16 protein-coding genes are annotated in these 22,396 nt (G+C 70.7%); 7 read left to right on the top strand and 9 right to left on the bottom strand.

From position 1 onward, the window contains the following. Positions 1–92 precede the first annotated feature (92 nt). The 3 genes from WG209_RS17785 (at position 93) to WG209_RS17775 (ending at position 3,138) form a co-directional block, all read left to right on the top strand. Positions 93–2,042 carry a CRTAC1 family protein gene (locus WG209_RS17785; RefSeq protein WP_337176424.1) on the top strand — a complete coding sequence of 650 codons (1,950 nt, stop codon included), beginning with the start codon at positions 93–95 and terminating at the stop codon, positions 2,040–2,042. Between the two features lie 262 nt (positions 2,043–2,304). Next, on the top strand, positions 2,305–2,796 hold the full coding sequence (locus WG209_RS17780) for a hypothetical protein (RefSeq protein ID WP_337176423.1): 492 nt from the start codon (positions 2,305–2,307) through the stop codon (positions 2,794–2,796). Positions 2,797–2,919: 123 nt separating this feature from the next. Next, positions 2,920–3,138, top strand: coding sequence for a hypothetical protein (locus tag WG209_RS17775; RefSeq protein ID WP_337176422.1), 219 nt, complete (start codon positions 2,920–2,922; stop codon positions 3,136–3,138). Positions 3,139–3,145: 7 nt separating this feature from the next. Here WG209_RS17775 and argJ read toward each other — a convergent pair whose 3' ends face one another. Next, the gene (gene argJ / locus WG209_RS17770) at positions 3,146–4,339 is read right to left on the bottom strand and encodes a bifunctional glutamate N-acetyltransferase/amino-acid acetyltransferase ArgJ (protein ID WP_337176421.1); all 1,194 of its coding nucleotides are present in this window, start codon (positions 4,337–4,339) and stop codon (positions 3,146–3,148) included. 414 nt (positions 4,340–4,753) lie between these two features. On the opposite strand from argJ, the gene WG209_RS17765 reads away from it, so the two are divergent. Further along, complete coding sequence (locus tag WG209_RS17765; RefSeq protein WP_337176420.1) at positions 4,754–7,027, top strand: hypothetical protein; 2,274 nt, start codon at positions 4,754–4,756, stop codon at positions 7,025–7,027. 673 nt (positions 7,028–7,700) lie between these two features. Here the strand turns inward: WG209_RS17765 and WG209_RS17760 are convergent. Together WG209_RS17760 and WG209_RS17755 are read right to left on the bottom strand one after the other, a co-directional pair. Further along, a complete protein-coding gene (locus WG209_RS17760; RefSeq protein ID WP_337176419.1) occupies positions 7,701–8,393 on the bottom strand; it encodes a sigma-70 family RNA polymerase sigma factor in 693 nt (230 codons plus the stop codon). Between the two features lie 413 nt (positions 8,394–8,806). Continuing rightward, positions 8,807–9,226, bottom strand: a complete 420-nt coding sequence (locus WG209_RS17755) for a hypothetical protein (protein ID WP_337176418.1) — start codon at positions 9,224–9,226, stop codon at positions 8,807–8,809. A 420-nt stretch (positions 9,227–9,646) separates the two neighbouring features. Between WG209_RS17755 and WG209_RS17750 the strand changes: the two genes are divergently transcribed. Continuing rightward, positions 9,647–11,335 (top strand): LamG domain-containing protein, encoded by a 1,689-nt coding sequence (locus WG209_RS17750; RefSeq protein ID WP_337176417.1) that lies wholly within the window; start codon positions 9,647–9,649, stop codon positions 11,333–11,335. A gap of 627 nt (positions 11,336–11,962) precedes the next feature. Here WG209_RS17750 and WG209_RS17745 read toward each other — a convergent pair. The 4 genes from WG209_RS17745 to WG209_RS17730 form a co-directional block, all read right to left on the bottom strand. Next, positions 11,963–13,384 carry a c-type cytochrome domain-containing protein gene (locus WG209_RS17745; protein ID WP_337176416.1) on the bottom strand — a complete coding sequence of 474 codons (1,422 nt, stop codon included), beginning with the start codon at positions 13,382–13,384 and terminating at the stop codon, positions 11,963–11,965. A 271-nt stretch (positions 13,385–13,655) separates the two neighbouring features. Next, complete coding sequence (locus tag WG209_RS17740) at positions 13,656–15,977, bottom strand: hypothetical protein (protein ID WP_337176415.1); 2,322 nt, start codon at positions 15,975–15,977, stop codon at positions 13,656–13,658. A gap of 145 nt (positions 15,978–16,122) precedes the next feature. Next, positions 16,123–16,428, bottom strand: a complete 306-nt coding sequence (locus WG209_RS17735; protein WP_337176414.1) for a DUF167 domain-containing protein — start codon at positions 16,426–16,428, stop codon at positions 16,123–16,125. Further along, positions 16,425–17,126 carry a YggS family pyridoxal phosphate-dependent enzyme gene (locus WG209_RS17730; RefSeq protein ID WP_337176413.1) on the bottom strand — a complete coding sequence of 234 codons (702 nt, stop codon included), beginning with the start codon at positions 17,124–17,126 and terminating at the stop codon, positions 16,425–16,427. The genes WG209_RS17735 and WG209_RS17730 overlap by 4 nt, the downstream gene beginning before the upstream one ends. A 106-nt stretch (positions 17,127–17,232) precedes the next feature. Between WG209_RS17730 and WG209_RS17725 the strand changes: the two genes are divergently transcribed. Next, positions 17,233–17,445, top strand: coding sequence for a hypothetical protein (locus tag WG209_RS17725; RefSeq protein WP_337176412.1), 213 nt, complete (start codon positions 17,233–17,235; stop codon positions 17,443–17,445). 6 nt (positions 17,446–17,451) lie between these two features. On the opposite strand, the gene WG209_RS17720 is transcribed toward WG209_RS17725, so the two are convergent. Further along, positions 17,452–18,564, bottom strand: a complete 1,113-nt coding sequence (locus WG209_RS17720) for a hypothetical protein (RefSeq protein WP_337176411.1) — start codon at positions 18,562–18,564, stop codon at positions 17,452–17,454. 1,244 nt (positions 18,565–19,808) lie between these two features. Here WG209_RS17720 and WG209_RS17715 point away from each other — a divergent pair. Further along, the gene (locus tag WG209_RS17715) at positions 19,809–21,602 is read left to right on the top strand and encodes an L-fucose isomerase (RefSeq protein ID WP_337176410.1); all 1,794 of its coding nucleotides are present in this window, start codon (positions 19,809–19,811) and stop codon (positions 21,600–21,602) included. Between the two features lie 71 nt (positions 21,603–21,673). Here WG209_RS17715 and WG209_RS17710 read toward each other — a convergent pair whose 3' ends face one another. Next, on the bottom strand, positions 21,674–22,357 hold the full coding sequence (locus WG209_RS17710) for a Uma2 family endonuclease (protein WP_337176409.1): 684 nt from the start codon (positions 22,355–22,357) through the stop codon (positions 21,674–21,676). Positions 22,358–22,396 lie beyond the last annotated feature (39 nt).

Genomic DNA, 22,396 nt, shown 5'->3' with positions numbered 1-22,396 from the left:
CCGCCGGGCGGGCGCATGCCTCGCCTAGCCATTATTCAATACGACCGGAGACGGTCGCCCGGCCCTCGACGGCCGACGGAGATGCCACGTCCATGCGATCCATGACGCGATCGGGCCCCGCGTGGGCCCTGTCCGCCGCCTGCGCGATCCTCGCCGCGGCGGGGTGCGGAGGCGGGAACGGCGGCGACGCCACGGCCGGCAAGGGCGCCGCCTCGGCGACCGCCGGCGCCAAGGCCAAGGGGAAGCCCGCGGCCGAGCCCAGGAAGAAGCCGGCGCAGGCCGTTTCCGGCATCGAGGGGGACCGGGTCACGCTCCTGTCCGACACCCCAACCCTCTCCAAACAGACCGAATCGAGCCCCTTCCGCTTCGCCGAGGTGGCCAAGGAGTGGGGCGTCGACTTCGTCCACTTCTCCGGCATGGTCGACGAGAAGCACTATCCCACCGCCAACGGCTCCGGCCTCGCGATCTTCGATTACGACGGCGACGGCCTGATGGACCTCTACTTCGCCTCCCAGACCATCCTCCCGCTGGGGACCGCCGAGAAGGGGCCGAACCGGCTGTACAGGAACCTCGGCGACGGCAAGTTCGAGGACGCCACCGAGAAGTCCGGCCTGGGCTTCCGCGGCTTCTGCCACGGGATCATCGTCGGCGACCTGGACAACGACGGCGACCAGGACGTCTTCCTCTGCAACTACGGCCCCAACGTCCTCTATCGCAACAACGGCGACGGCACCTTCCCCGACGTCTCCAAGGAGGCGGGCGTCGACAAGTTCTCGTGGTCCTCCGGCGGCGCGACCATCGACTACGACAACGACGGCGACCTGGACGTCTACGTCGCCACCTACGGCCGCTGGAACTACCCCGAGGATCACCACCGCATCGGCGACCCCGAGAAGAAGATCTGGCTTTACGCCTCGCCGCGGACCATCGTCGGCGTCCCCCACATCTTCTACCGCAACAACGGCGACGGCACCTTCACCGACGTCTACGACCAGATCATCACCACCGAGATCGAGGAGGCGTCCGGCGAGAAGAAGCGCGTCCCCCACCCGCGCTCCGACGGCCACGGCTTCGGCGTGGTCTCCGTCGACGTGAACGACGACGGGCTGATCGACCTGTTCGTCGCCAACGACATGACCCCCAACTTCCTGTTCATCAACCGCGGCGACGGCACCTTCGACGACGCCACCGAGCTATCCGGCGCGGCGTTCGATTACCACGGCTCGGCGCAGTCGGGCATGGGGGTCGACGCCGAGGACGTCGACGGCGACGGCCTGCCGGAGCTGTTCGTCACCAACTTCGCCCAGGAGTACAACACGCTCTACCAGAACCTGGGCAACCGCGGGTTCTTCGACAACACGCCGTACTTCGGCCTGGCTTCCGACTCCATGCCCTTCGTGAGCTGGGGGACCGGCCTGGTCGACTTCGACTCCGACGGCTGGCCCGACATCTTCACGACCAACGGCCACGTCGACGACAACCGCCGCCTCATCGGCCAGCCGATCGACTACGAGGAGCCGCCGCTGCTGTTCCACAACGCCAAGGGGAAGCGGTTCCGCCTCGCCACCCGCGACGCCGGCCCCTACTTCGAGGGCAAGTACGTCGGCCGGGGCGCGGCCTTCGGCGACCTGGACAACGACGGCGACGTCGACATCGTCGTCAACGACAAGGACCGCCCCGCCGCCGTCCTCCGCAACGACACCCCGACGGACAACCGCTGGATCCGCCTGGCCCTCCAGGGGACCGTCAGCAACCGCGACGCCGTCGGCGCCCTGGCGATCGTCGAGACCCCGGAGCGGACCATCTACCGCCAGCGCAAGGGGGGCGTGAGCATGGAATCGGCCAACGACCCGCGGCTCATCATCGGCGTCGGCGAAGGCCCGATCGACAAGCTCACCCTCGTCTGGCCCTCCGGCCGCGTCTCCGTCCTGGAGAAGCCCGAACTCGACAAGGAACACAAGCTCGTCGAGCCCGCCGACGCCCCCGTCGCCATGCCCTACGGCCAGCCCCGCATCAAGGGCGGCAAGGCCGACGCGAACTGAGGCGAGCGCCGTCGATTCGCCCCTCTCCTCCGGGAGAGGGGCGGATACCTTGGGACGGTGGCGCGGTCCCATCCCTTCTCCCACCGGGGAGAAGACGTCGGGATGGGGGACCTCCCCCTATTGGAGTAGCCGACGTGTAGAGCCGGATCAGGGCCGGCGTGGCCGAGTTCCATCCGTCGCGGACAGGTGACGAGCCGAGGATGATTCGTCTCGTGGCTTGACCAACGCATCGTACGACCGAGCCGAGAGGGAGTTCCCGGCCATGGCCGACTTCGTGGAATACCGCGATGACTGGATGTCGGTGGCACTCCCGGCCAATCTGGCCTACAAGGGAGGATTTTGGACGTTCAGATCGGACGCCCGTAAGTTCAAGAGAGCATGCGTCGACAGCGTGCTGGTCAACGTCCACGACGACGTCGCGGCGGACGTGTTATTGAGGGAGTTTCGGGCAGCCAAGGACCGGCAGATCAGCGTCATCATACAGCGGATCCTGCACCAGGGGCCGGTCGATCTCCTAAGCCAGAGCTTCGGCGTCCTCGTGGCAAGCTCCAGCAGTATAAGCGATGTCCTTACATACAACTATTACGTCGAACTCGTGTCGAACGATTGTTTTGTGTATGTGCACATGGCCAGGCATCACAAGAAGCCGCCTTACATAGACGTTTCGGAGTTTAAGTCGATCTGCGACCGCATCTCGGCGAGCGTGGTCGTCGTGGGCGATCCCAGGGAATCGAAGCCCCAGGGATCGGGTTGATTTCCCTCCGCCCGCGACAGGTTCCGCTCGTATCGGAGCCTGGAGATGGGAGCTGGAAACTCCACGATTCACACCCCGGAGCCAGCCGATATGATCTCCCCGACCGCGCTTCGGACGGCCTGCATGGCCGTAGCCGTGATCACATTCGTCGTCGGCGTGCTGGGGATGGCGGTGAGCTTCCTCGTGCTGCTGATCGTCGGCGGGGTGGAGATCATCGCCGGCGCGGCGGGGTTCGTGGCCGGGGCGGTCCTGGCCTCTGGTGGGCTGGTCGCCACGTCGGTCCTCGTCGTCGCGCCGGCGCGTCGCGAGGCGAAGGCCCACGAGCCCGCCGACTTCATGTGAACCCGCCTCAGGTCGTGTAGTCCGCGTTCAGGCGGACGTACTCGGCGGTGAGGTCGCAGGTCCAGAAGCGGATGGAGCCGCTACCGCGCTTGAGCTGGAGCCGCAGGTGGACGTCCCGGTGGGCGCGGAGGTCGGCCGATAGGGCGTCGGCGTCGAAGTCCGTCGGCGCGCCGGAGTCGTAGACGCGGACGCCGTTGATGCCCAGGGACAGCTCCCGCTCCTCGAACGGGATCCCCGCGTAGCCGGCCGCCGAGACGATCCGGCCCCAGTTCGGGTCGGCGCCGTGGATGGCCGTCTTCACCAGCGGGCTGTCGGCCACGGCGCGGGCGATGGCGCGGGCCTCCTCGCGGTCGGCGCAGCCTTCCACGTCGATCGTGATGAAGTGGGACGAGCCCTCGCCGTCGGCCGCCATCTCCTGGGCGAGCGTCTGGCAGGCCTCGCGGACCGCGGCGGCGAACCCGTCCAGACCCGCGCCGGTCAGCTCGGGCCCGGCCAGGCCGGAGGCCAGCAGCAGCGCGGTGTCGTTGGTGCTGGTGTGCCCTTCGACGGACACGCAGTTGAAGCTCTCCTCCACGGCCTCGGAGAGGATCGCCCGCAGCGTCGGCGGGGCGACCCGGGCGTCGGTGGTCAGGAAGGCGAGCATCGTGGCCATCCGGGGGCCGATCATCGCCGCCCCCTTGGCCATCCCCAGCAGCGTCCAGCCGTCGCGGGAGTGGCGGGCGATCTTCGTCCGGGTGTCGGTCGTCAGGATCGCCTGGGCGGCCAGGTCGAAGCTCGCCGGGTCGGCCGAGAGGGCGGGGGCCGCCGCGCGCAGGCCGGCCTCGATCTTGTCCATCGGCAGTTGATGGCCGATCACCCCGGTCGAGGCCACGAGCACCTGGCGCGCGTCGCAGCCGATCAGCGCCGCGGCGGCCTCGGCCGTGCGGCGGACGTTCGCCTCCCCCCTCTCGCCGGTCGCCGCGTTCGCGTTCCCCGCGTTGACCACGATCGCCCGCGCGGAATCGGTCGGCACGATGTCGCGGCACCACTTCACCGGCGCGGCGCAGACCCGGTTGGTGGTGAACGTCCCGGCCGCGGAGCAGGGGACGTCGGCCGCGATCAGCGCCAGGTCCAGGCTCCCCGATGGCTTCACCCCCGCCTTGACCCCGGACGCCCGGAACCCCTTCGGCACGACGATCGACGACGCTGACGCTTCGCTCATGGACCCAGGCACCTCGCTAGCGGACCTCGAACCGACGCCGCGACACCGTCGCGCGTCCCTTCAAAAATACCCCCCCGACGCCCCCCGCGACCAGGATCCGCCGGCGCTCCCCCCATCGACCCCGGCGCGTTCGGGTTGGTTCGCTCGCGGCGATTCGACGGATTTCGTGGGCCCCTCTGGTTCGAGGGTTCGCGCGGGGTCTGAGGGTGGTTGGGTTCCGTGGGTAACGGATGTATGCAACATGCGCCATGGGGGCTTCGGGGTACTGGATAATTTAGTCAAAGTCCCTGAAGCGGGCGGGCGGGGTGGGACGAACTCTAGGGATGGTTGACGACCCGTGGTCTTGAGGCGGAGTCTCGGGCGGCGGGGCGTGTGAGCGCCGAAGTTCGTCGGGAGTGTACCGTGGAGCGTCCGATGTCGAGAAAACCAACGTGGCTCGCCCTGACGGTCCTAGGATTGGGACTGGGGTTCGCCGCGCGCCCGGCCCAGGCAAGTTACGGCGGCGGCGTCTCGCTGCGTGGCTGCCCGGTCCCCCAGGAATGCGGGGGATCGCACGTCCAATATCAGTTGCAGCGTCAGACGGTCCTGCGCAACGTGCAGGAGACCGTCTATGAAACCCAGCAGGTCCCCTACACGCGCACCGTGCAGGAGACCGTGATGCAGCCGAAGACCGTCCAGACGGTCCGGAACGTCGTCGAGAATCACGTCCGGCAGGAGCAGTACACGGTCAGCAAGCCGGTGTACCGCACGGTCCAGCAGACGGTGAACTACACCGTCCAGCGGCCGGTGACGCGGACGATCTGGAAGGAGGTCGCGTACACGGTCAGCCGGCCGGTCCGCGAGACCCATTACGAGACGCGGACCTACACGGTCCAGCGCCCCGTGAAGGAGACGCACCTCCAGACGCAGTACTACAACGTGAGCCGCCAGGTGCGCGAGACGTCGTTCAAGGACGTCACGTACACCGTCTGCCGCCCGGTCCAGGAGACGATCTTCAAGACCGTCAACGAGGTGATCTGCACCCCGGTCCAGGAGACCGCCTACAAGACGGTCGCCTACACGGTCCAGCGGCCGGTCCAGAAGACCTGCTACCGCACCGTCCCCTACACCGTGCAGGTGCCGGTGCAGTCGACGGTCATGCAGCAGCAGCCGTACACCGTGATGGTCCCCGTGAAGTCGACCGCCTACAAGCAGGTCGCCTACACGGTCTCCCGCCCGGTGCGCGAGACGGTCATGAAGGAGTGCCGCTACACCGTCCAGGTGCCTGTCAAGCGGACCGAGTACAAGCAGGTCTCCTACACGGTCTCCCGCCCGGTGCGCGAGACCATCATGAAGGAGCACCGCTACACCGTCTGCCGCCCCGTCCAGACGACGACCATGAAGACGGTCCAGAAGACGGTCTACCAGACCGTCAACGAGACCGTGATGAAGGACGTCTGCGAGACGGTCTGCGTCCCCCGGACGATCGTCAAGCAGGTGAGCAAGACCATCTGCGAGCCGGTCGTGGAGACCTACTTCGTCCCCGGCAAGACGGTCTGCATCAACGGCTGCCTGGTCGAGACGCCCGGCACCTGGTGCCAGAAGACGGTCTACCGCCCTCGCACGGTCATCGAGAACGTCGAGTGCGTCGTCTATGAGCGGCAGTCGGTCGTCAAGCAGGTCCCCGTCACGGTCTGCAAGCAGGTCCCCGTCACGGTGACCGAGCAGATCCCGGTGACGACCTGCCAGATGGTCGCCGAGGAGGTCGTCAAGCAGATCCCCGTCACGGTCTGCAAGACCGTCCAGGAGGTCTGCACCAAGACCGTCCCCTACACCGTCTGCGAGTACGTCTCCCAGGAGGTCGTCAAGCAGGTCCCGGTCACGGTCTGCAAGACGGTCCAGGAGACCTGCACCAAGACCGTGCCGTACACGGTCTGCAACATGGTCCCCCAGACCCGCACCCGCTGCGTGCCGGTCAGCGTGACCAAGATGTGCAACAAGACCCAGTTCCGCCAGGAGCCCTACCAGGTCACGACCTACGTCGCCGAGCGGCACACCAAGCAGGTTCCGTACACGTACACCCGCATGGTCCGCGAGACCCGCGCCAAGCAGGTCCCCTGCACGATCACGAGGATGGTCCCCGAGACCCGCGTGAAGCGGATCCCGATCACCACCTGCCGCGTCGTGACCGAGACCCGCTCCCGCCAGGTCCCCGTCACCACCTGCCGCATGGTCGCGGAGACGCGCACCTGCCAGGTCCCGGTGACCACCTGCCGGATGGTCCAGGAGCAGCGCGTGAAGCAGGTCCCGCAGACCATCTGCGAGACCGTCACGGAGCAGCGGACCAAGGTCGTCCCGGTGACCGTCTGCGAGACCCAGCAGGTCGTCTGCACCCGCCAGGTCCCGTACACGACGTGCCGCCAGGTCGTCGACACCAAGGTCGTCCAGGTCCCGGTGACGGTCTGCAAGCAGGTCACCGACGTCAAGACGATCTGCGTGCCCAGGACCGTCTGCAAGCAGGTGCCGGTCGAGGTCTGCGTCAAGGTCCCGGTGGTCATGACCTGCGAGCCGGCGGTCGTCCCCTCGGCCCAGAGCGTGCTCGCCTCGCCCCAGGCCACCAGCCTGCCGATGACCACGCTGCCGGCCTACGACGCCGTCGACGCCAAGCACCCCTTCTTCGGCAAGAAGAAGTTCGGGATCTTCCACTGACCCCCGCGCCGGGCGGTCGGACCGCCCGGCCCCGACAATCAACCCCCGCTTCAGGCCCGAGAACCTTCGGCGCTCCCTGAAACGGCGAACGACGCCCCGCCCGTGGGAAACCACCGGCGGGGCGTCCTCGCTTTCGAATGGGACCCGAGCGGCCGGCTTCGCGAGGCTCCTGCTCGTCGGCCGACGCTCCTTCAGGCCGGCTCGAAGGGATTTCGCTTCAATCGATCAATCGAGGACGACCATCGACGCGATGAGCCTCGCTCGGGACTCGGCGACGCGCGCCTGATCCTCGGGGACATCCGAGCCAGCACGTCTTCAGACCGTGCAGTCGACATGCGGTGGCCTTCCAACGTCCACCAGCCTCGGCGATTTCGGTATCTCCGATGAATCCTGGAGCACCCATCATAACGGCCTTCCCCCCTCGCGGGGGAAGGTGGCCCGGAGGGCCGGACGGGGGGGAGGCCAAGCGAGGAGGCCGGCAGGATCCCGAGCCGGTCAGGCGGGCTCTCGAACTCCATCGGCTGCCGCGTTCATCATCCCCCTCATCTGACCGCTGCGCGGTCTGTCTTCCCCCGCGAGGGGGTAAGACCGTTAGAGGTTGCGCCTCCTGGAGGATTCGAAACGTCGAGGCCCCCGCCTTGCGACGGGGGCCTCGACCATCACTCATCAAAATTCACCAGCCCCGCGAGCAGCCGGCGCCGACGCATTCCAGGGCCTCGGCTTCGACCTCGTCTTCCTCGTCGGCGTGGAAGCCCTCGGACCATTCGTCGTCGGGGGAGGTGGCCTCGAGTTCGGCCTTCAGCCGCTTTCGGGCGGTGTGGAGACGACGCTTGACGGTCCCCAGGGGGACGTCCAGCTCCTCGGCCATCTCGATCAGCGACAGCTCGCGGATGTAGAAGGCGACGAGGGTCTCTCGGTCCATCGCCTTGAGGCGGCCCAGCCCCTCCCACAGCCGCTGGGCGCGCTCGCGGGCGATCAGCGCGTCGATCGGCTCGTCCTCGGCCTCGGCGGACGCCCCCTCCAGCGCCGAGGACTCGAGAGCCAGCGCCATCGGCCGGCGCGTGACGTGGTTGATCGCCATCCGCGCGGCGACCTGCCGCAGCCAGCCGGCGAACCGCTCGGGCTCGCGGAGCTGGTTCAGCCGGCTCATGACGTGGAGGAAGACCTCCTGCGTCAGCTCCATCGCCTCGCCCAGGTTCCCCAGCCGACGCAGGGCGATCGCCCGCACCGTCGGCTCGAACCGCTCGACCAGTCGGCCGAAGGCGTCGCGGTCCCCGGACTGGGCGTCCCGGACCAGGGCCGCGACTTCGTACCACCCCTGGCTGTCTTCCTCTCGGACCTGCATCGTGGCGATCAAGGGACCCACCTTCCCCACTCCGGGGGGCGGCCGGGATTCCTCGCATGATCGGCCCGTTTTCCCTGGGCCGTCCTTGGTGCGCGAGGCTCCGGCGACGTCACGGACCTGTAACGCTCGCATGACGGACGCGGAACGGCCCGCGCGGCGGCCTACTCCCCGCGATGGGGGGCCGCCGGGGCGTTCGGCGCGTCCGAGACGCGGCGACGCGGTGGATGCGCGTGCGCGGCGCGGCCGTTCGAGTCGTCGAACTCGGTCCGGTCGCCACAGCGCGAGTCGTGTTCCGACGGATCGTCCGGGCTGCTCGCGGGCCGGATGACGGGGCGCGAAGACGGTCCGGGGACGGTCGGTCCCCTCCGCTGGCGTCGCCCCGCCGACGGCCGTCGGCGAGCGTTCGTTCGTTCGATCCGGTCGTTACGACCCGTTCAAGACACGGCGGCGGTCGCTATCGCGACGCGGCCCGCCGTCCGACGGCTCACGGCCCCGACTTCGCCGGTCGCTTGACAGCGTCCCCGGCCTGGCCGGGGGCTGGTAGCCGACGCCGCGGGCGCGGCGGAGGCTCGCGATCGGGAGGAGGGCCTGGAGGACGCGGCGGCCGGCCAGCTCGGACGCCACGCATCGCGTTGGGCGTCGGAGATGGCCGGGTCGGTAATCGACGGCATGGGATAGGCGACGGGTACGCCTACCTTAAATACCGCCTTGAACTCACGCATGACGTCGTGATGGGCGTGACGGATGCGCGGGGCCGTACCGTTGTTGACGCTCGCGTTGAGCACGAGCGACCGCGTCCCGAGATTCAGCCGGTTCGAAAGGGCCGACAGCGTCAGGTTGTTGCGGGTCAACATGGCATTACCCTCGCATCCGCCCTCAATGGGGGCGGGATCACGGTGCGGGCCGTCGTCGCGGCCCGTCAGGAAGGGGCGGGTCTGCCGCCCCGAGAGCGATTACCGAGTCGGGATCCGATGACCTCCGGTCTCGATGGGGCCGGGCACGCGCCCGTTCCCCTCAAACCAACAAACCACGTACCCCCCACGCGACCCCTCCATCGGGGCCCCGCGGCGGATATATGCCCATGGACATCATACCCCCGGGCCGGGTTCGCGCGAAATCGAAAAATCTCGACCCCATCGTCGCGACGTCCCGGATCCCGGTCTTGCGCATTTGTTTGATAGTCGCGCCCGCTCGGGTACGATGCGGCCCGGACTCCTCCCTCTCCTCGGAATGTCGAGGGGTTCGGCGACGCATCGACACACGAGGGCCCTCCATTGATCATCGCAACGACGACGGCCGCCCGGCTCCTCCTGCTGGTCGCGATCGGCCAGCCGACTCCCGATCCGGCCCCCGCCGAAACCGGGCTCGTCGCCCACTGGCCGCTGGCGGGCGATACCCGCGACCGATCGGGCCGCGGGCTCCACGCCGAGGCGCGGGGGACGGTCGACCTCGACGCCCCTGGCCGGGACGGCAAGGCCCGTGGCGCCGCGTCCCTCGACGGCCGGGGGAGCCTCGTCGTGCCGGCCCACCCGGCGCTCGACCTGGGGGATTCCGACCTCACACTCTCGGCCTGGGTCCACACCGACGCGGACGTCGATTCCCCGATCGGCGACATCATCGGCCGCTACGACCCCGCCGCGCGACGGGGCCTGGCCCTCGGAATCAAGACGAGCGCCGGCGTGACCTTCAGCCAGGCGAACTATCGGCATCTGACGTTCGGCGTCGACGACGACCGCGAATCGGCGTGGGAGTCGACCGGGAAGCCCTCCGAGGGGACCCTCCTCGCGTTCGCGATGGCGGTTCACGACGGCGCGCTCTACGCCGGTACCTGCGAGCCGGCCGCCGGCGCCTCCGGCCGCGTCTATCGCCACGCCGGCGGGACGGAGTGGGTCGATTGCGGCGCGCCCGACGCCAGCAACGCCGTCACGGCGATGGCGGTCCACGACGGCAAGCTCTACGTCGGCACCGGGCGCTATCGGGTCGCCGGTTCGAGCCTCCCCGAATCCCCCAACGACACCCCGGGCGGCCGGGTCTTCCGTTACGAGGGGGGGACGACCTGGGTCGATTGCGGCCGGCTGGGCGAGAGCGGGGCGGTCAGCGGCCTGGCCGTCTTCCAGGGCAAGCTGTACGCCGGCTCGCTCTACGCCCCGGCCGGGTTCTTCCGGTACGAGGGGGGGACGACCTGGACCGCGCTGGCGACCCCCGACGGCACCCGCGTCGAGGCGATGGCCCCGTACGACGGCCACCTCTACGCCACCAGCTACGACCGCGGCCACGTCGCCCGGTTCGACGGCCGGAGCTGGGAGGATCTGGGCCCCATCGGCGGCCCTGGGGTCAACACGCAGACCTATTCATTCGCCGTTCATCAAGGGGAGCTGCACGTGGGCACGTGGCCGACCGGCCGCGTCTACCGGCTCGCCGTGGGGGACCGCTGGGAAGACATGGGCCGGCTCGGCGAGGAGCTGGAAGTGATGGGGATGCTCGTCCACAACGGCCGGTTCATCGCCGGCTCGCTCCCACTGGCCAACGTCTACCGTTACGACGGCGACCAGGCCTGGCGGCTGCTGACGCAGCTCGACCGGACTCCCGACGTCCGCTACCGCCGCGCCTGGACGATGGCCGAGCACGACGGCCGGCTGTTCGTCTCGACGCTCCCCTCGGGCGAGATCTTCACCTACCGCGCCGGCGCCTCCGCGACGTGGGGCCGCGCCTTCCCCTCGGGCTGGCGCCACGTCGCGGCGACCCGGACGGGCGACGCCCTCCGGCTGTACGTCGACGGCGAGGAAGTCGCCGCGAACACCGTCGCCGATTCGGGGACGTTCGACCTCTCGACGGGCGGCCCGCTCCTGATCGGCTCGGGCCCGAACGCCCCCTTCCGCGGCAGGCTCGCCGACGTCCGCATCCACGACCACGCCCTCTCCGCCGAGGAGATCCGCGCCCTGGCGGCGTCGACCGGGGAATAATCCCGGAATCCTGAAATCGCGAGCCGTCTCCCGCGGATCATCTCGGCGAGAGACGGCTCCTTGACAATCCGGAGACAGATAGAAAGCCAGGCCTCATCGCCGAGACGCGATCCGATCCTTCGACGCGTGGGGCGATCGATCCTGAAGGACGGGCAGCCGCCCTGGACATCGGGGTGACCATCATTAAGCCCTTCCCCCCTGGTGGGGGAAGGTGGCCCGAAGGGCCGGATGAGGGGGGGACGAGTAGGATGGCCGTCGCGGATTGCTGGGGCTTCCCCACGACCGTCGGCCTGGCGCGAGGTTCCGAAGTCCGAAGCTCGGCGGGCGGGCTCCCCCTCATCTGACCGCTTCGCGGTCTGTCTTCCCCCACCAGGGGGGGAAGACCCTCGTCCTCCCGTGCCGAGTGGGCCTTCCGATCTTGAGATCCGGAAAAGTGTCGGCGCGTCGGCCCGCCAGGCGCGGGCACTCGCGGGCCATGCTCCACGGCCAGTGCCGCGCGAGAAAACGACTTCGAAGACGACGAACGAAGCCAAGTCGCGGAGACGGTTATTCTTGTAAACCGCAAGGAGTTGCGCCGAAATTCGGGCGGCGCTCCCGCGACGAACGAAGCCAACTTCGGGCCGGCCCTCAGCGGGCGGCCTGGTCGCCGGTCGGCTTGAGCCCGGGGGCGGCGAGGATGGTTTGCAGCGGCTTGCCGTCCTCCACGTTCCAGACGCGCAGCTCGCCGTCCCAGCTCCCGGAGGCGACCTGCTTGCCGTCGGGGGAGAAGGCGAGCGAGTAGACCCAGTCCTTGTGGCCTTCCAGGGTATGCAGGACCTTGCCGTCCTCGAAGTTGAACAGGCGGACCTTGTGGTCGGCGCCGGCGGCGGCGAGGACCTTGCCGTCGGGGGAGAGGGCGGCGGCGAAGGCGGCCCCGCCGAGCCCTCCGATCGCCCGAACCTGGTTGGCCTCGCCGTCGAAGGTCCAGATCCGGATCTGGGCGTCGCCGCCGGCCGAGGCCACGGCCTTGCCGTCGGGGGCGAACTGGACCGCGTAGACCGGCTGGGCGTGCGTGGGGAAAGTGACGAGCGACTCCTTCTTCTCGACGTCGAAGACCTTGCTGGTCTTGTCGCGGCTGGCGGTGGCCAGCAGCTTGCCGTCGGGGCTGAACGTCAGGTCGAGGATCCAGTCGGCGTGGTCCTCCACCTGGAAGACCGGGTCGCCGCCGGCCGCCGTGTCGTACACGCGGAGGACGCGATCCGCCCCGCCGGTCGCGACCCGGGAGCCGTCCGGCGAGAAGGCCACGGCGAAGACGGCGTCCTGGGCCTCGGCCAGATCCCGGACGAACTTCGGCTCGGCGCCGGGCTCCACGGAGTAGAGCTTCGCCAGGCCGTACAGCCCCGGGTCGCCGCAGGCGACGGCCAGCCACTTGCCGTCCTTGCTGAAGGCGACGTCGTGGACCCGCTCGGGGAGCCCCTTGAGCCGGCCGTCGAGCGCGCCGTCGGCCGTCTTCCAGCCGGTCAGCTCGTGGAAGCCCGACGCCGCCACGCGCGACCCATCGGGCGCGAAGGCGACCGCCGTGATCGGCACGGCCACCGGGTACGCCTCGGGGGGCTCGACCTTGCGGAGCCGACGCAGCAGGAACGTCCAGTCCTCGTCGGGCGACTGGCCGTCATACTTCGCCCCCTCCTCGACCCAGCGCGACAGCAGCCCGATCTCGTCGTCGGAGAGCGGGTCCTGCTTGTACGGCATGCGGGGCTCCCCCTCGGGGCCGATCAGCTCGATGAGGTAGCTCTCGTCGGGGTGGCCCGGCTCCAGCGTGATCCCCTCGCCCACCTTCCCCCCCTTGGCGAGCAGGGCGAAGCTCGTCATCGAGTACTTACCCTCGGGCTTGCGGGGGTTGTGGCAGGCGATGCAGTTCCGGACCAGGATCGGCGCGACGTCCCGCATGAAGCTCGTCGGCTCCTCCGCCGGCGGCTCCTGCGCCGGGGGCTCGTCGGCGAAGGCGGCCGGGGAGATCAACAGGAGCAAGGCGGCGAGCAGGCGTGGCGAGGCGGCGGGGCGGGGCATGGGGGAATCTCCTGGGATCACCGGCCAGCACGGGCGTTGAGGGTCTCTAACGTCCTTCCCCCCTGGCGGGGGAAGGTGGCCCGGAGGGCCGGATGAGGGGGGGCTAGCGGCACAAGCGTCGGCGTCCGAATGGGCCTTCCCCGGCCGTCGGCCTGGCCCGCGCCCCGAATCCCGAGGCTCCGCGGGCGGGCTCCCCCTCATCTGACCGCTTCGCGGTCTGTCTTCCCCCTCCAGGGGGGAAGAGCGTTCGTATCGAGAAACCGACGCGCGGTCACTTCGCCGGCGCGACGACCTTCGTCGCCAGCGCCGCGGGGGGATGCGGATAGTCCTTGCCGGCGACCTGGAACGCGGGGACGACCGTGGCGGCGGCCTCGGCCGGCGCGGCGTCGGCGGCGGCCGACAGCTTGACGACGAAGTCGACGGCCTCCGGGGCGACCGTGACCGGCTCGGCCGTCAGCCCGGCGGGGAGGCCGTCCAGCTTCACGACCACCGGGTCCTTGAACGACCCCTTGCGGACGAGCTTCCCCTTCACCTCGGCCGTCGCGCCCTGGACGACCTCGACGGCGGCCTGCTCCAGCGTCAGCTCGACGGGGCGCACGACGCTCAACGCGACGACGGGCCCCTCGACGGTCCGCTCGACGTCGGCGAACTTCCCCTTGGCGGAGAGCCCGACCGTGGTGACTCCCAGCGAGGCCTCGGGGGCGACGGCCACGGCGAAGTCGGCGGCGTCGGCCTTCTCGGCGACGTTCACCGCGGCGGCCGTGAAGCCGGGGGCGAGGGGCAGGGCGTTGAGCGCGACCGCCGCGTCGGCCCCCTCCGTCCGGGCCAGCTTCACCGGGATGGTCGCCGATTGCCCGTGGGCCACCTCGATCGGCCCGGCGGGGGCGTCGACCGCGACGACTTCGGCCGTCGACGGCGCGGTCGCCAGCGCCTCGCGCCGGAGGACGTTGGCCGCCAGGGTGTCCAGCATGGCGAAGACCTCATGGTCCTGGGCGACGCGACGGATCGGCCCGCCCGGCCCCTGGCCCTCGCCGATCACCTTCAGGTCGGCCGCGTCGAACGAGGCGTCGGCCGCGGCGGTCAGGGAGAGCCGCCCGAGCGCCTGCCCGGCGGCGATCGACCCGGGCCGGAACGTCACGCCCGGCGGCGGGTCGGCCACCGAGAGGGCGATCGGCCCGTCATACCCCTCGCGGGCCACCGTCACGCCGATCGTCCTGGAGCCGCCTCGCGGGACGTTCGCCTCGGTCGGGTCCAGCGTCAGGGCGAAGTCGGGCGTCGCGGGCTCCACGACGATCCGGTAGCCGAACCCTTCCCCCCCGCGCCTGGCGTTGTCGCGGATCACCAGCGTCAGCTCCTCGACGCCCGCCGGCACGTCGACCGTCGCGGCGGGGTCGATCTCGACGACCTTCGTCGCGACGCCGTTGACCGTCGGGCCGGGCGTGGACTGATCGTCGGCGGTGGCGATCGCCGCGCCTTGCGGGTTGAGCGCCTGGAGCCAGCCGTCGAGCGACGAGCCGAGCTTCGCCGCGTCGACCCGGACGCGGAGCTTGCTCCCGGGCCTGGTCGCGACGACGTATCGGTCCTCGTCGCCGGGCGTCTCGATCCGGCCGTTGACGACGACCGGCGCGACGACGCGGATCGGGGGCGCGGCGGGGTCGGCCGGCTCGCGGACCTCGGGATGCCGGGAGACGGCCAGCGGCCGGAGCGACTCGAAGTCCAGCCCGCCGGCGTTGAACCGGGGGACGTGATGCGCGACCGGGGGCGAGCCCGCCACCCTCGCGGCGACCGGCCGGGGCTCGGCGAGCGTGCCGCCGATCAGCTCGAAGCCGACCGTCTCCCCCTCGCGACCCCCCAGCGGGAAGACCTCGGCCGCGGCGGGGACCTCGCCGATGACCAGGAGGTAGACCGGACGCCCCCCGCCGGCGTAGCGGGCGTCGGACAGCTCGACGACGTAGTCGCCGTCCTCGGGCAGCTCCACGAACAGGCGGGCGTCGGTCAGCAGGCCGGGCGTGTCCTCGGCGGCGGCCACGAACCGCCGCGCGGGGGCCACCTGAGACAGCCGGATCGTCGGGTCCACCCCCGAGCCGATCCGGGCGCACCGGGCGTCCACCACGATCCGCTGGCCCTTCGTCCCCGCGAACCGGAAGCAGTCGACGTCGTTCCCCGCCACGCGGCCCTCGACGACCGCCGGGACCGTCACCGCCTGGGCGACGTCGATCCGGTTGTTCTCCTCGGCCTCGGCGACCCGGGGGAGCTGGCCGATGGGGAGGAGCAGGGGGGCGGACAGGCCGTCGTCGGTCTGCACGCGGATCGGGTAGGCCCCCACGGCGACGGATTCGGGGACGGTCAGCTTGAAGGCCCACGCCTCCGGCTTGCTCCGCTCCGGCGGCAGGGGCTCGAGCTGGAAGGGGAACGCGGCGATCAGCCTGGGGTTCGCCCCCAGCCGCTCGCCCGTGAGCGTCACCTCCACCGCCTCGCCGCGACGCACGCCGATGGGCGCAATGTCCGTCAGTTTCGGCGGATCGCCCTGCGCGGCCGACGTCGCCAGCAGCAGGCCCAGCGCCGCCAGGGCGCGTCGACCGAATCGCATCATGAGTCCGCTCCGGGCCGGGGACGCCACGCCGGCGATCGTCGCGGCGGGTGGGAGGCCGCGAGGGTGGGATCGCCCTTGGGGATTCTTTAACGTCGGTTTAACGTCTCGCGCCGCCGCCCGGTTGTCAAGGAGGCGATTCCCGGCGTCAACCGCCGGACGCCAGCGCCGCCTCGACGCGACGCGAGGCGTCCTCGACGCTCAGCCCGGCGAGGAGCACCCGCTTGCGGCGCGAGGTCTCGCCGGCGATCAGGGCGACTTGCGAGCCCTTCAGGCCCAGGGCCTCGGCCAGGACCGCGACGATGGCGGCGTTGGCCTTCCCCTTGTCGGGCGGGGCGTTGACGGCCACGCGCAGGGCGCCGGCGTGCTCGCCGGTCACGCCCTCGCGGCGTGCGCCGGGCTGGGCGTGGACGTTCAGGAGGACCCCCTCCTTGCTCGGCGTCAGCTCGATCACGGGTCGACCCCCTCGAACAGGGCCGAGCCGACCCGGACCAGCGTCGCCCCCTCCTCGACGGCCGCCTCGAAATCGTTGGACATCCCCATGGAGAGATGCGGCAGCGCCATGCCGGTCCGGCGTCGCAGCTCGTCGCGAATCTCGCGGAGGCGGACGAACGAGGGGCGAGCCGTCTCGGCGTCGGTCCCCCAGGCGGCCATGGTCATCAGGCCGACCACCGCGATCCGCGAGCAGGCCGCGACGGCCTCGGCGTCGTCCAGGATCGCGGCGTCGCGCCAGCCGTGCTTGGCCTCCTCGTCCGACGTGTTCACCTGGAGGCAGACCGCCGGCGGGTCGTCGACGCCGGCCGCGAGGTCGTCGAGCGTCCTCAGCAGCTTCAGCGAGTCGACGGCGTGGATCACGCGGACCATCGGGAACGTGCGACGGGCCTTGTTCCCCTGGAGGTGGCCGATCAGGTGCCACCGCGCGGCGGCGGCGGCGTCCGCCATGGCCTCGGCCTTGGCCCAGAGTTCCTGCGGGTAGTTCTCGCCCAGGTCGACCGCGCCGGCCTCGACCAGCGCGCGGGCCTGCTCGACGGGCCGCCTCTTGGTGACGGCGACCAGGGTCACCCCCGAGGGGTCTCGGCCCGCGCGTTTCGCGGCGGCGGCGATCCGGCCGAGGACGGAGGAAAGGTTGTCGCGGATGCGTGCGGTGTTCATGGCGGGGTGACGCGGGACGGCCGGTGGGGTATCCTCGTTCGAGACTCCGCGGGAGCCCGTCGGCGCCGTCGGCCCGGGAGACGACCGACCGAGGCGACGCTGTCCGATGAAGCCGCTCACCATCATAACCGGAATCCTGTCGGCGGGCCTGATCATCGCTCAGGCCGTGATGGGCCTGCTGATCCGCCGGGGCGCCGGCGGCCCCGGGCTGACAGCCGGCCACTTCCACACCGGCATGCTGACCGCGGTGGTCGTCCTGCTGTACGTCGCACTCTCGCTCTCGGCGATCCTCGCGAGGCCCCGCCATCCGGGGGCCTGACGCCCATCAATCGAGCGTCGCGATCGGCTCGACGTCCCCCTCCGGGGTGAACCGCCCGACGAGCAGCCGGGCGGTCGTCGAGCACCCCAGGAACGACCTCCGCGCCGTCGGGCCCAGGCTCCGATAGAAGACGAAGGTCTCGCCGAGCCCCCAGCTCGCTCGCGCCGCCCAGGCGACATCGCTCGGGCAGCGCTTCCCTCCCTCGGCGACCGTCAACTCGACGACCGCCAGCCGCTTGCGGTTCCGGGCGTGGTCCCACGAGACCAGCAGCGGGAGCCATCGCGAGGCCCCTGAGAGCCACACCCGTCGCGCGCCCTCGTCGAATTCGGCCCTGCCCGGGGTCATCAGGATCGCGCGAGCCGACCTCCCCGCCTTGCCCGGACGCAGCGTCGCCGATCCCGGCGTCTCCCCGTCCTCATGCGTCAGGCCGGCGGGGACCTCCAGGCCCATCGTCGCGTCGCCTGCGTCGTGGAGATCGGCCAGCAGGGCCAGCTTGCGCCCGTGGAGCATCAGGGCCAGGCGCGTGACCTCGCGCCCTCCCGACCGGAAGGACCACTCGGCCACGTCGGCGTTGACGCCGGACTCCCGGGCCGTCGCCTCCGCGGGGGCCTCCGACCCATCCGACGCCGACCACCATCGCGGGCCCAGCCACGAGACGCCCGAGCCGAACAGCTCGAACCGCGTCGTCGAGCCCTCGCGCTGGTCGAAGGCCAGCAGGTCGCCGCGGGCGGTCCAGTCGGCGCGGAGGACGCCCAGGGTTCGATCGGTGGCCGACCATCCGGGCGGCGGCGGGACGTGACCGGGGTCGTCGCCCCGCCGCGGGGACCACCAGGAGAGCACCCGGCCGACGTCCTCCGCCGGGAAGGCCTTCGCGATCTCCCCCCAGAACGCGCGCGGGGCGGGGGGGATGTCCCGCGCGGTCGCCGTCGCGCCCCCCGGCCGGGAGAACCGGAGCAGGGCGCGGACAAACCCGATTACGCGCGCGTCGAGATCCTCCGGCCAGCCGGCGCGGCCGCGCCGGGACTCCGCGAGCGCCTGGAGCGCGAGGGCCCACTCCGCCAGCGGCAGGCCGACGGGCGCGCCGGAGGGGTCCAGTTCCCGCCCCAGCCATTCTCGCAACGGCGAGGGGTTTCCCCCCGCCTCGGCCCGCAAGGCGTCTCGGAGCGCGACGAGGGGCCGCGATGCCTCCGGTGGGGGCTCCATCTGCATAACCAAGGCATCCTCCCGGGAAATTAATGCCGCTTGGGGTCGGTCCCGCTCGCCATCCTGTGCAATCCAAGGCTGCATCCGGCGGCCGTGATGATCTCTTCGGCAACCCTGCCTGAATTCTGTGCGTGGCGGTCCTCCAACGCGATGGGGAAACGAGGCGATCGTAACGCGACCTCGGGAAAACGGGGGGATTCCTGGGAATTTTTAATCGACGTAAACCTCTGATAAATCGAGAAATCGGCGCGACTGCCTCGGCCGGTTGGCCCTCGGCTCGGGATCGATTCAGGGTTCTGGCGCCGCCTTTGCTTTTCCCTCTCGGCGTTGAGACGAAGACGAGACGGAAAGAAGACGGAAGGCTGGGTAAAGAAAGAAGTTGCGACTCACGGGCGTCAAGCCGTGGGAGACCTTGAAACTTACTTAGAGAGAAGCCACCCTCATCGGCGACGGTCGTCCTGGACGAACGCTCGGCCGGGGGTGAGCGGGATGACTCGCACGACCCCCGCTCGCCCTTTCCACACCACGGTTCCGAAACCCCGACCGGCACGAAAGGCGGGGGGACGTCGAGCCGAAGCAAGCCAACCGGTTCGCGGGGGAGGTTCGTCGTCGCCGAGGGAGAGGCGGCGACGGCGGCCCGAGCCCGCGGCCGGTTTGATCCAAGCCGGCGGAATGACGAGGCGCGTCGCGACCGAGGGAGAGGCGGTCGCGGCGCATCGGATCGCCGTCCGGTTTGTACACCGGCTCCGGGCCTCCAGGCCCGTCGAGCCGACCGAGCGACCGGCGGTGCATGCCGACGATCGCGGCCGAGGGAGAGGCGGCCGCGCTGGTCGGGGGCATCGTCCGGTTCCTACACCGCGAGTCGGCCGGTCCGTCGGCCGAGATTTTCACGACCGAGGGAGAGGCGGTCGCGAGGGTCTCGGTCGGCGGTCGGTTGTTTCACGTCCGAAGGTCTTCCCCCGCCGGGGCGCAAGGCCGATCGGATGGCTCCCCCCGGGGCCGTGCATCCTCGCCGGCGCGGGGTGGAATCGCCCTCGCCGCGCCGCCGGGCCATTCCTCGGCCCGCCCGGCGGCTGTACAAGGGAGGTGAAGAGAGCCGACGGCGGCGCGGCCCGGTAGGGGGCGCGCGGCGTCGGCGCCGCCTCTTGAGGAAGCGAGACATGAGCGCGAGCGTGAAGAGCCCGTGGATCGGCCGGCTCCCGAAAATCGGCGTGCGGCCCGCGATCGACGGCCGTCGCCGCGGGGTGCGGGAGTCGCTGGAAGGCCAGGTCATGGGGATGGCCCGCAACGCGGCGCGGTTCCTCTCCGAGAACCTGCGTCACCCCACCGGCGAGCCCGTCGAGTGCGTCGTCGCCGACACCTGCATCGGCGGCGTCGCCGAGGCCGCCGCATGCGCCGACAAGTTCGCGCGCGAGGGCGTCGGCGTCTCGCTGACCGTCACCCCCTGCTGGTGCTACGGCAGCGAGACGATGGACATGGATCCCCTCACCCCCAAGGCCGTCTGGGGCTTCAACGGCACCGAACGCCCCGGCGCGGTCTACCTGGCCGCCGTCCTGGCCGCCCACAACCAGAAGGGCATCCCCGCCTTCGGCATCTACGGCCGCGAGGTCCAGGACGCCGGCGACTCCTCCATCCCGGAAGACGTTCGCGAGAAGCTCCTCCGCTTCGCCCGCGCCGGGCTCGCCGTCGCTACCATGCGCGGCAAGTCGTACCTGTCGCTCGGCGGCGTCTCCATGGGCATCGCCGGCTCGATCGTCGACCAGCCCCTGTTCGAACGCCACCTCGGCATGCGCGTCGAGTGCGTCGACATGAGCGAGGTCACCCGGCGGATCGAGCAGGGGATCTACGATCCCGACGAATTCGAACGCGCCCTCGCCTGGGTCAAGGAGCACTGCCCGGAGGGGAAGGACTACAACCCCGAGGGCTCGCGGAAGTCCGCCGCGGCGAAGGCCGAGGACTGGCGGACGGTCGTGAAGATGACGCTGATCTTCCGCGACCTGATGATCGGCAACCCCCGCCTGGCCGAGCTGGGCCACGGCGAGGAGGCGCTCGGCCGCAACGCGATCGCCGGCGGCTTCCAGGGCCAGCGCGCCTGGACCGACCACTCCCCCAACGGCGACTTCCCCGAGGCCATCCTCACCTCGTCGTTCGACTGGAACGGCGTCCGGCCGCCGTTCATGTTCGCCACCGAGAACGACTGCCTCAACGGCGTCGGCATGCTGCTGAATTACCTGCTGACGAACACGGCGCAGATCTTCGCCGACGTCCGCACCTACTGGAGCCCGGAGGCCGCGCGCCGGGTCACCGGGGCGACGATGGAAGGCCGCGCGGCCGACGGCTTCATCCACCTGATCAACTCCGGCGCGGCGACCCTCGACGGCACCGGCCGCCAGACGCGCGACGGCAAGCCGGCCATGAAGCCGTTCTGGGAAATCACCCCCGACGAGGCCGACGCCTGCCTGAAGGCCACCACCTGGCCCCCGGCCGTCACCGAGTACTTCCGCGGCGGCGGCTACTCGTCGTGCTACCTCTCCCGCGGCGGCATGCCCATGACCATGAACCGCCTCAGCCTGGTCGCCGGCCTGGGCCCCGTCCTCCAGATCGCCGAGGGATGGTCGATCGACCTCCCGCCGGAGGTCCACGAGGCGCTCAACGAGCGGACCAACCCCACATGGCCGACGACGTGGTTCGTCCCCAACACGACGGGGGAGGGGCCGTTCAAGGACGTCTACACCGTGATGGCCAACTGGAGCGCGAATCACGGCGCCATCAGTTACGGCCACATCGGCGCCGACCTGATCACGCTGGCCTCCATGCTGCGCATCCCCGTGGCCATGCACAACGTCCCCGCCGAGAAGCTGTTCCGGCCGTCCGCCTGGAGCCTCTTCGGCGCCCTGGAGCCACAGGCCGCCGACTATCGCGCCTGCGAGACCCTCGGCCCCCTCTACGGCTGACCCCGGCGAGGGACGGATCAAGCGGCCCCATCCCGCCCCTCTCCCTTCCACGGGAGAGGGTGCCCAAGTCCTCAGCGCGCCGGGCCGTCGCGCTCGGCCTGGGCGAACCACTCGGCCAGCGCGAGGCGGAAGCCGGGCAGGACGTCGCCGCCGTCCAGCGCGTCGGCCGCCGTCAGGACGACCGGGTCGGAGGGCGAGGCGTGGATGCGGACCTCGCGCCTCTTCGGGTCGACGATCCAGACCAGCCTCACCCCGGCGGCGAAGTACTCGGCGAGCTTCCGCTCCATCTCCCGCCTCGTGTTCGACCGGCTCAGGATCTCGACCGCCAGGTCCGGGGCCACGTCCGGCGTCGCCCCCGCGCGGCGCTTTTCGCGGGGGTAGCGGCCCCATGAGATGAACGAGAGGTCGGGCGAGCGGACGAGCCCCGGGGCTAGTTTCACCAGGCCATCGGCGCCCAGGACCGCGCCCAGGTCGTGCTCCAGGAGGAAGATACCGATGTATAGGCCCAGGACGTAAGCCCAACGCGACTCCTCGAAGCCCATCGACTTCTCCACCAGGACTCCATCGACCAGCTCGAACAGGCGGTCGCCCGACGCGTTCGCGGCGGTCAGGTGGCGCGTCGTGGCCCGGCCGGGGGTCGGGACGAGCCGGACCCGATCGGCGGGGACGTCGCCGAGGCACCGCAGCAATTCCGCCACGGTCCAGGCCGGGCGCCGAGGGGCGGGCTTCTTCCGGAGGGAGGGGGGGGCGGACATGGCGGGTCCTCGGGGAAGGGGGGCGCGGCGACTTCGTCA

It is taken from the genome of Paludisphaera sp. (assembly GCF_037189885.1).
GTDB lineage: Bacteria > Planctomycetota > Planctomycetia > Isosphaerales > Isosphaeraceae > Paludisphaera.
This window is presented reverse-complemented; position numbering and strand designations above follow the sequence as displayed.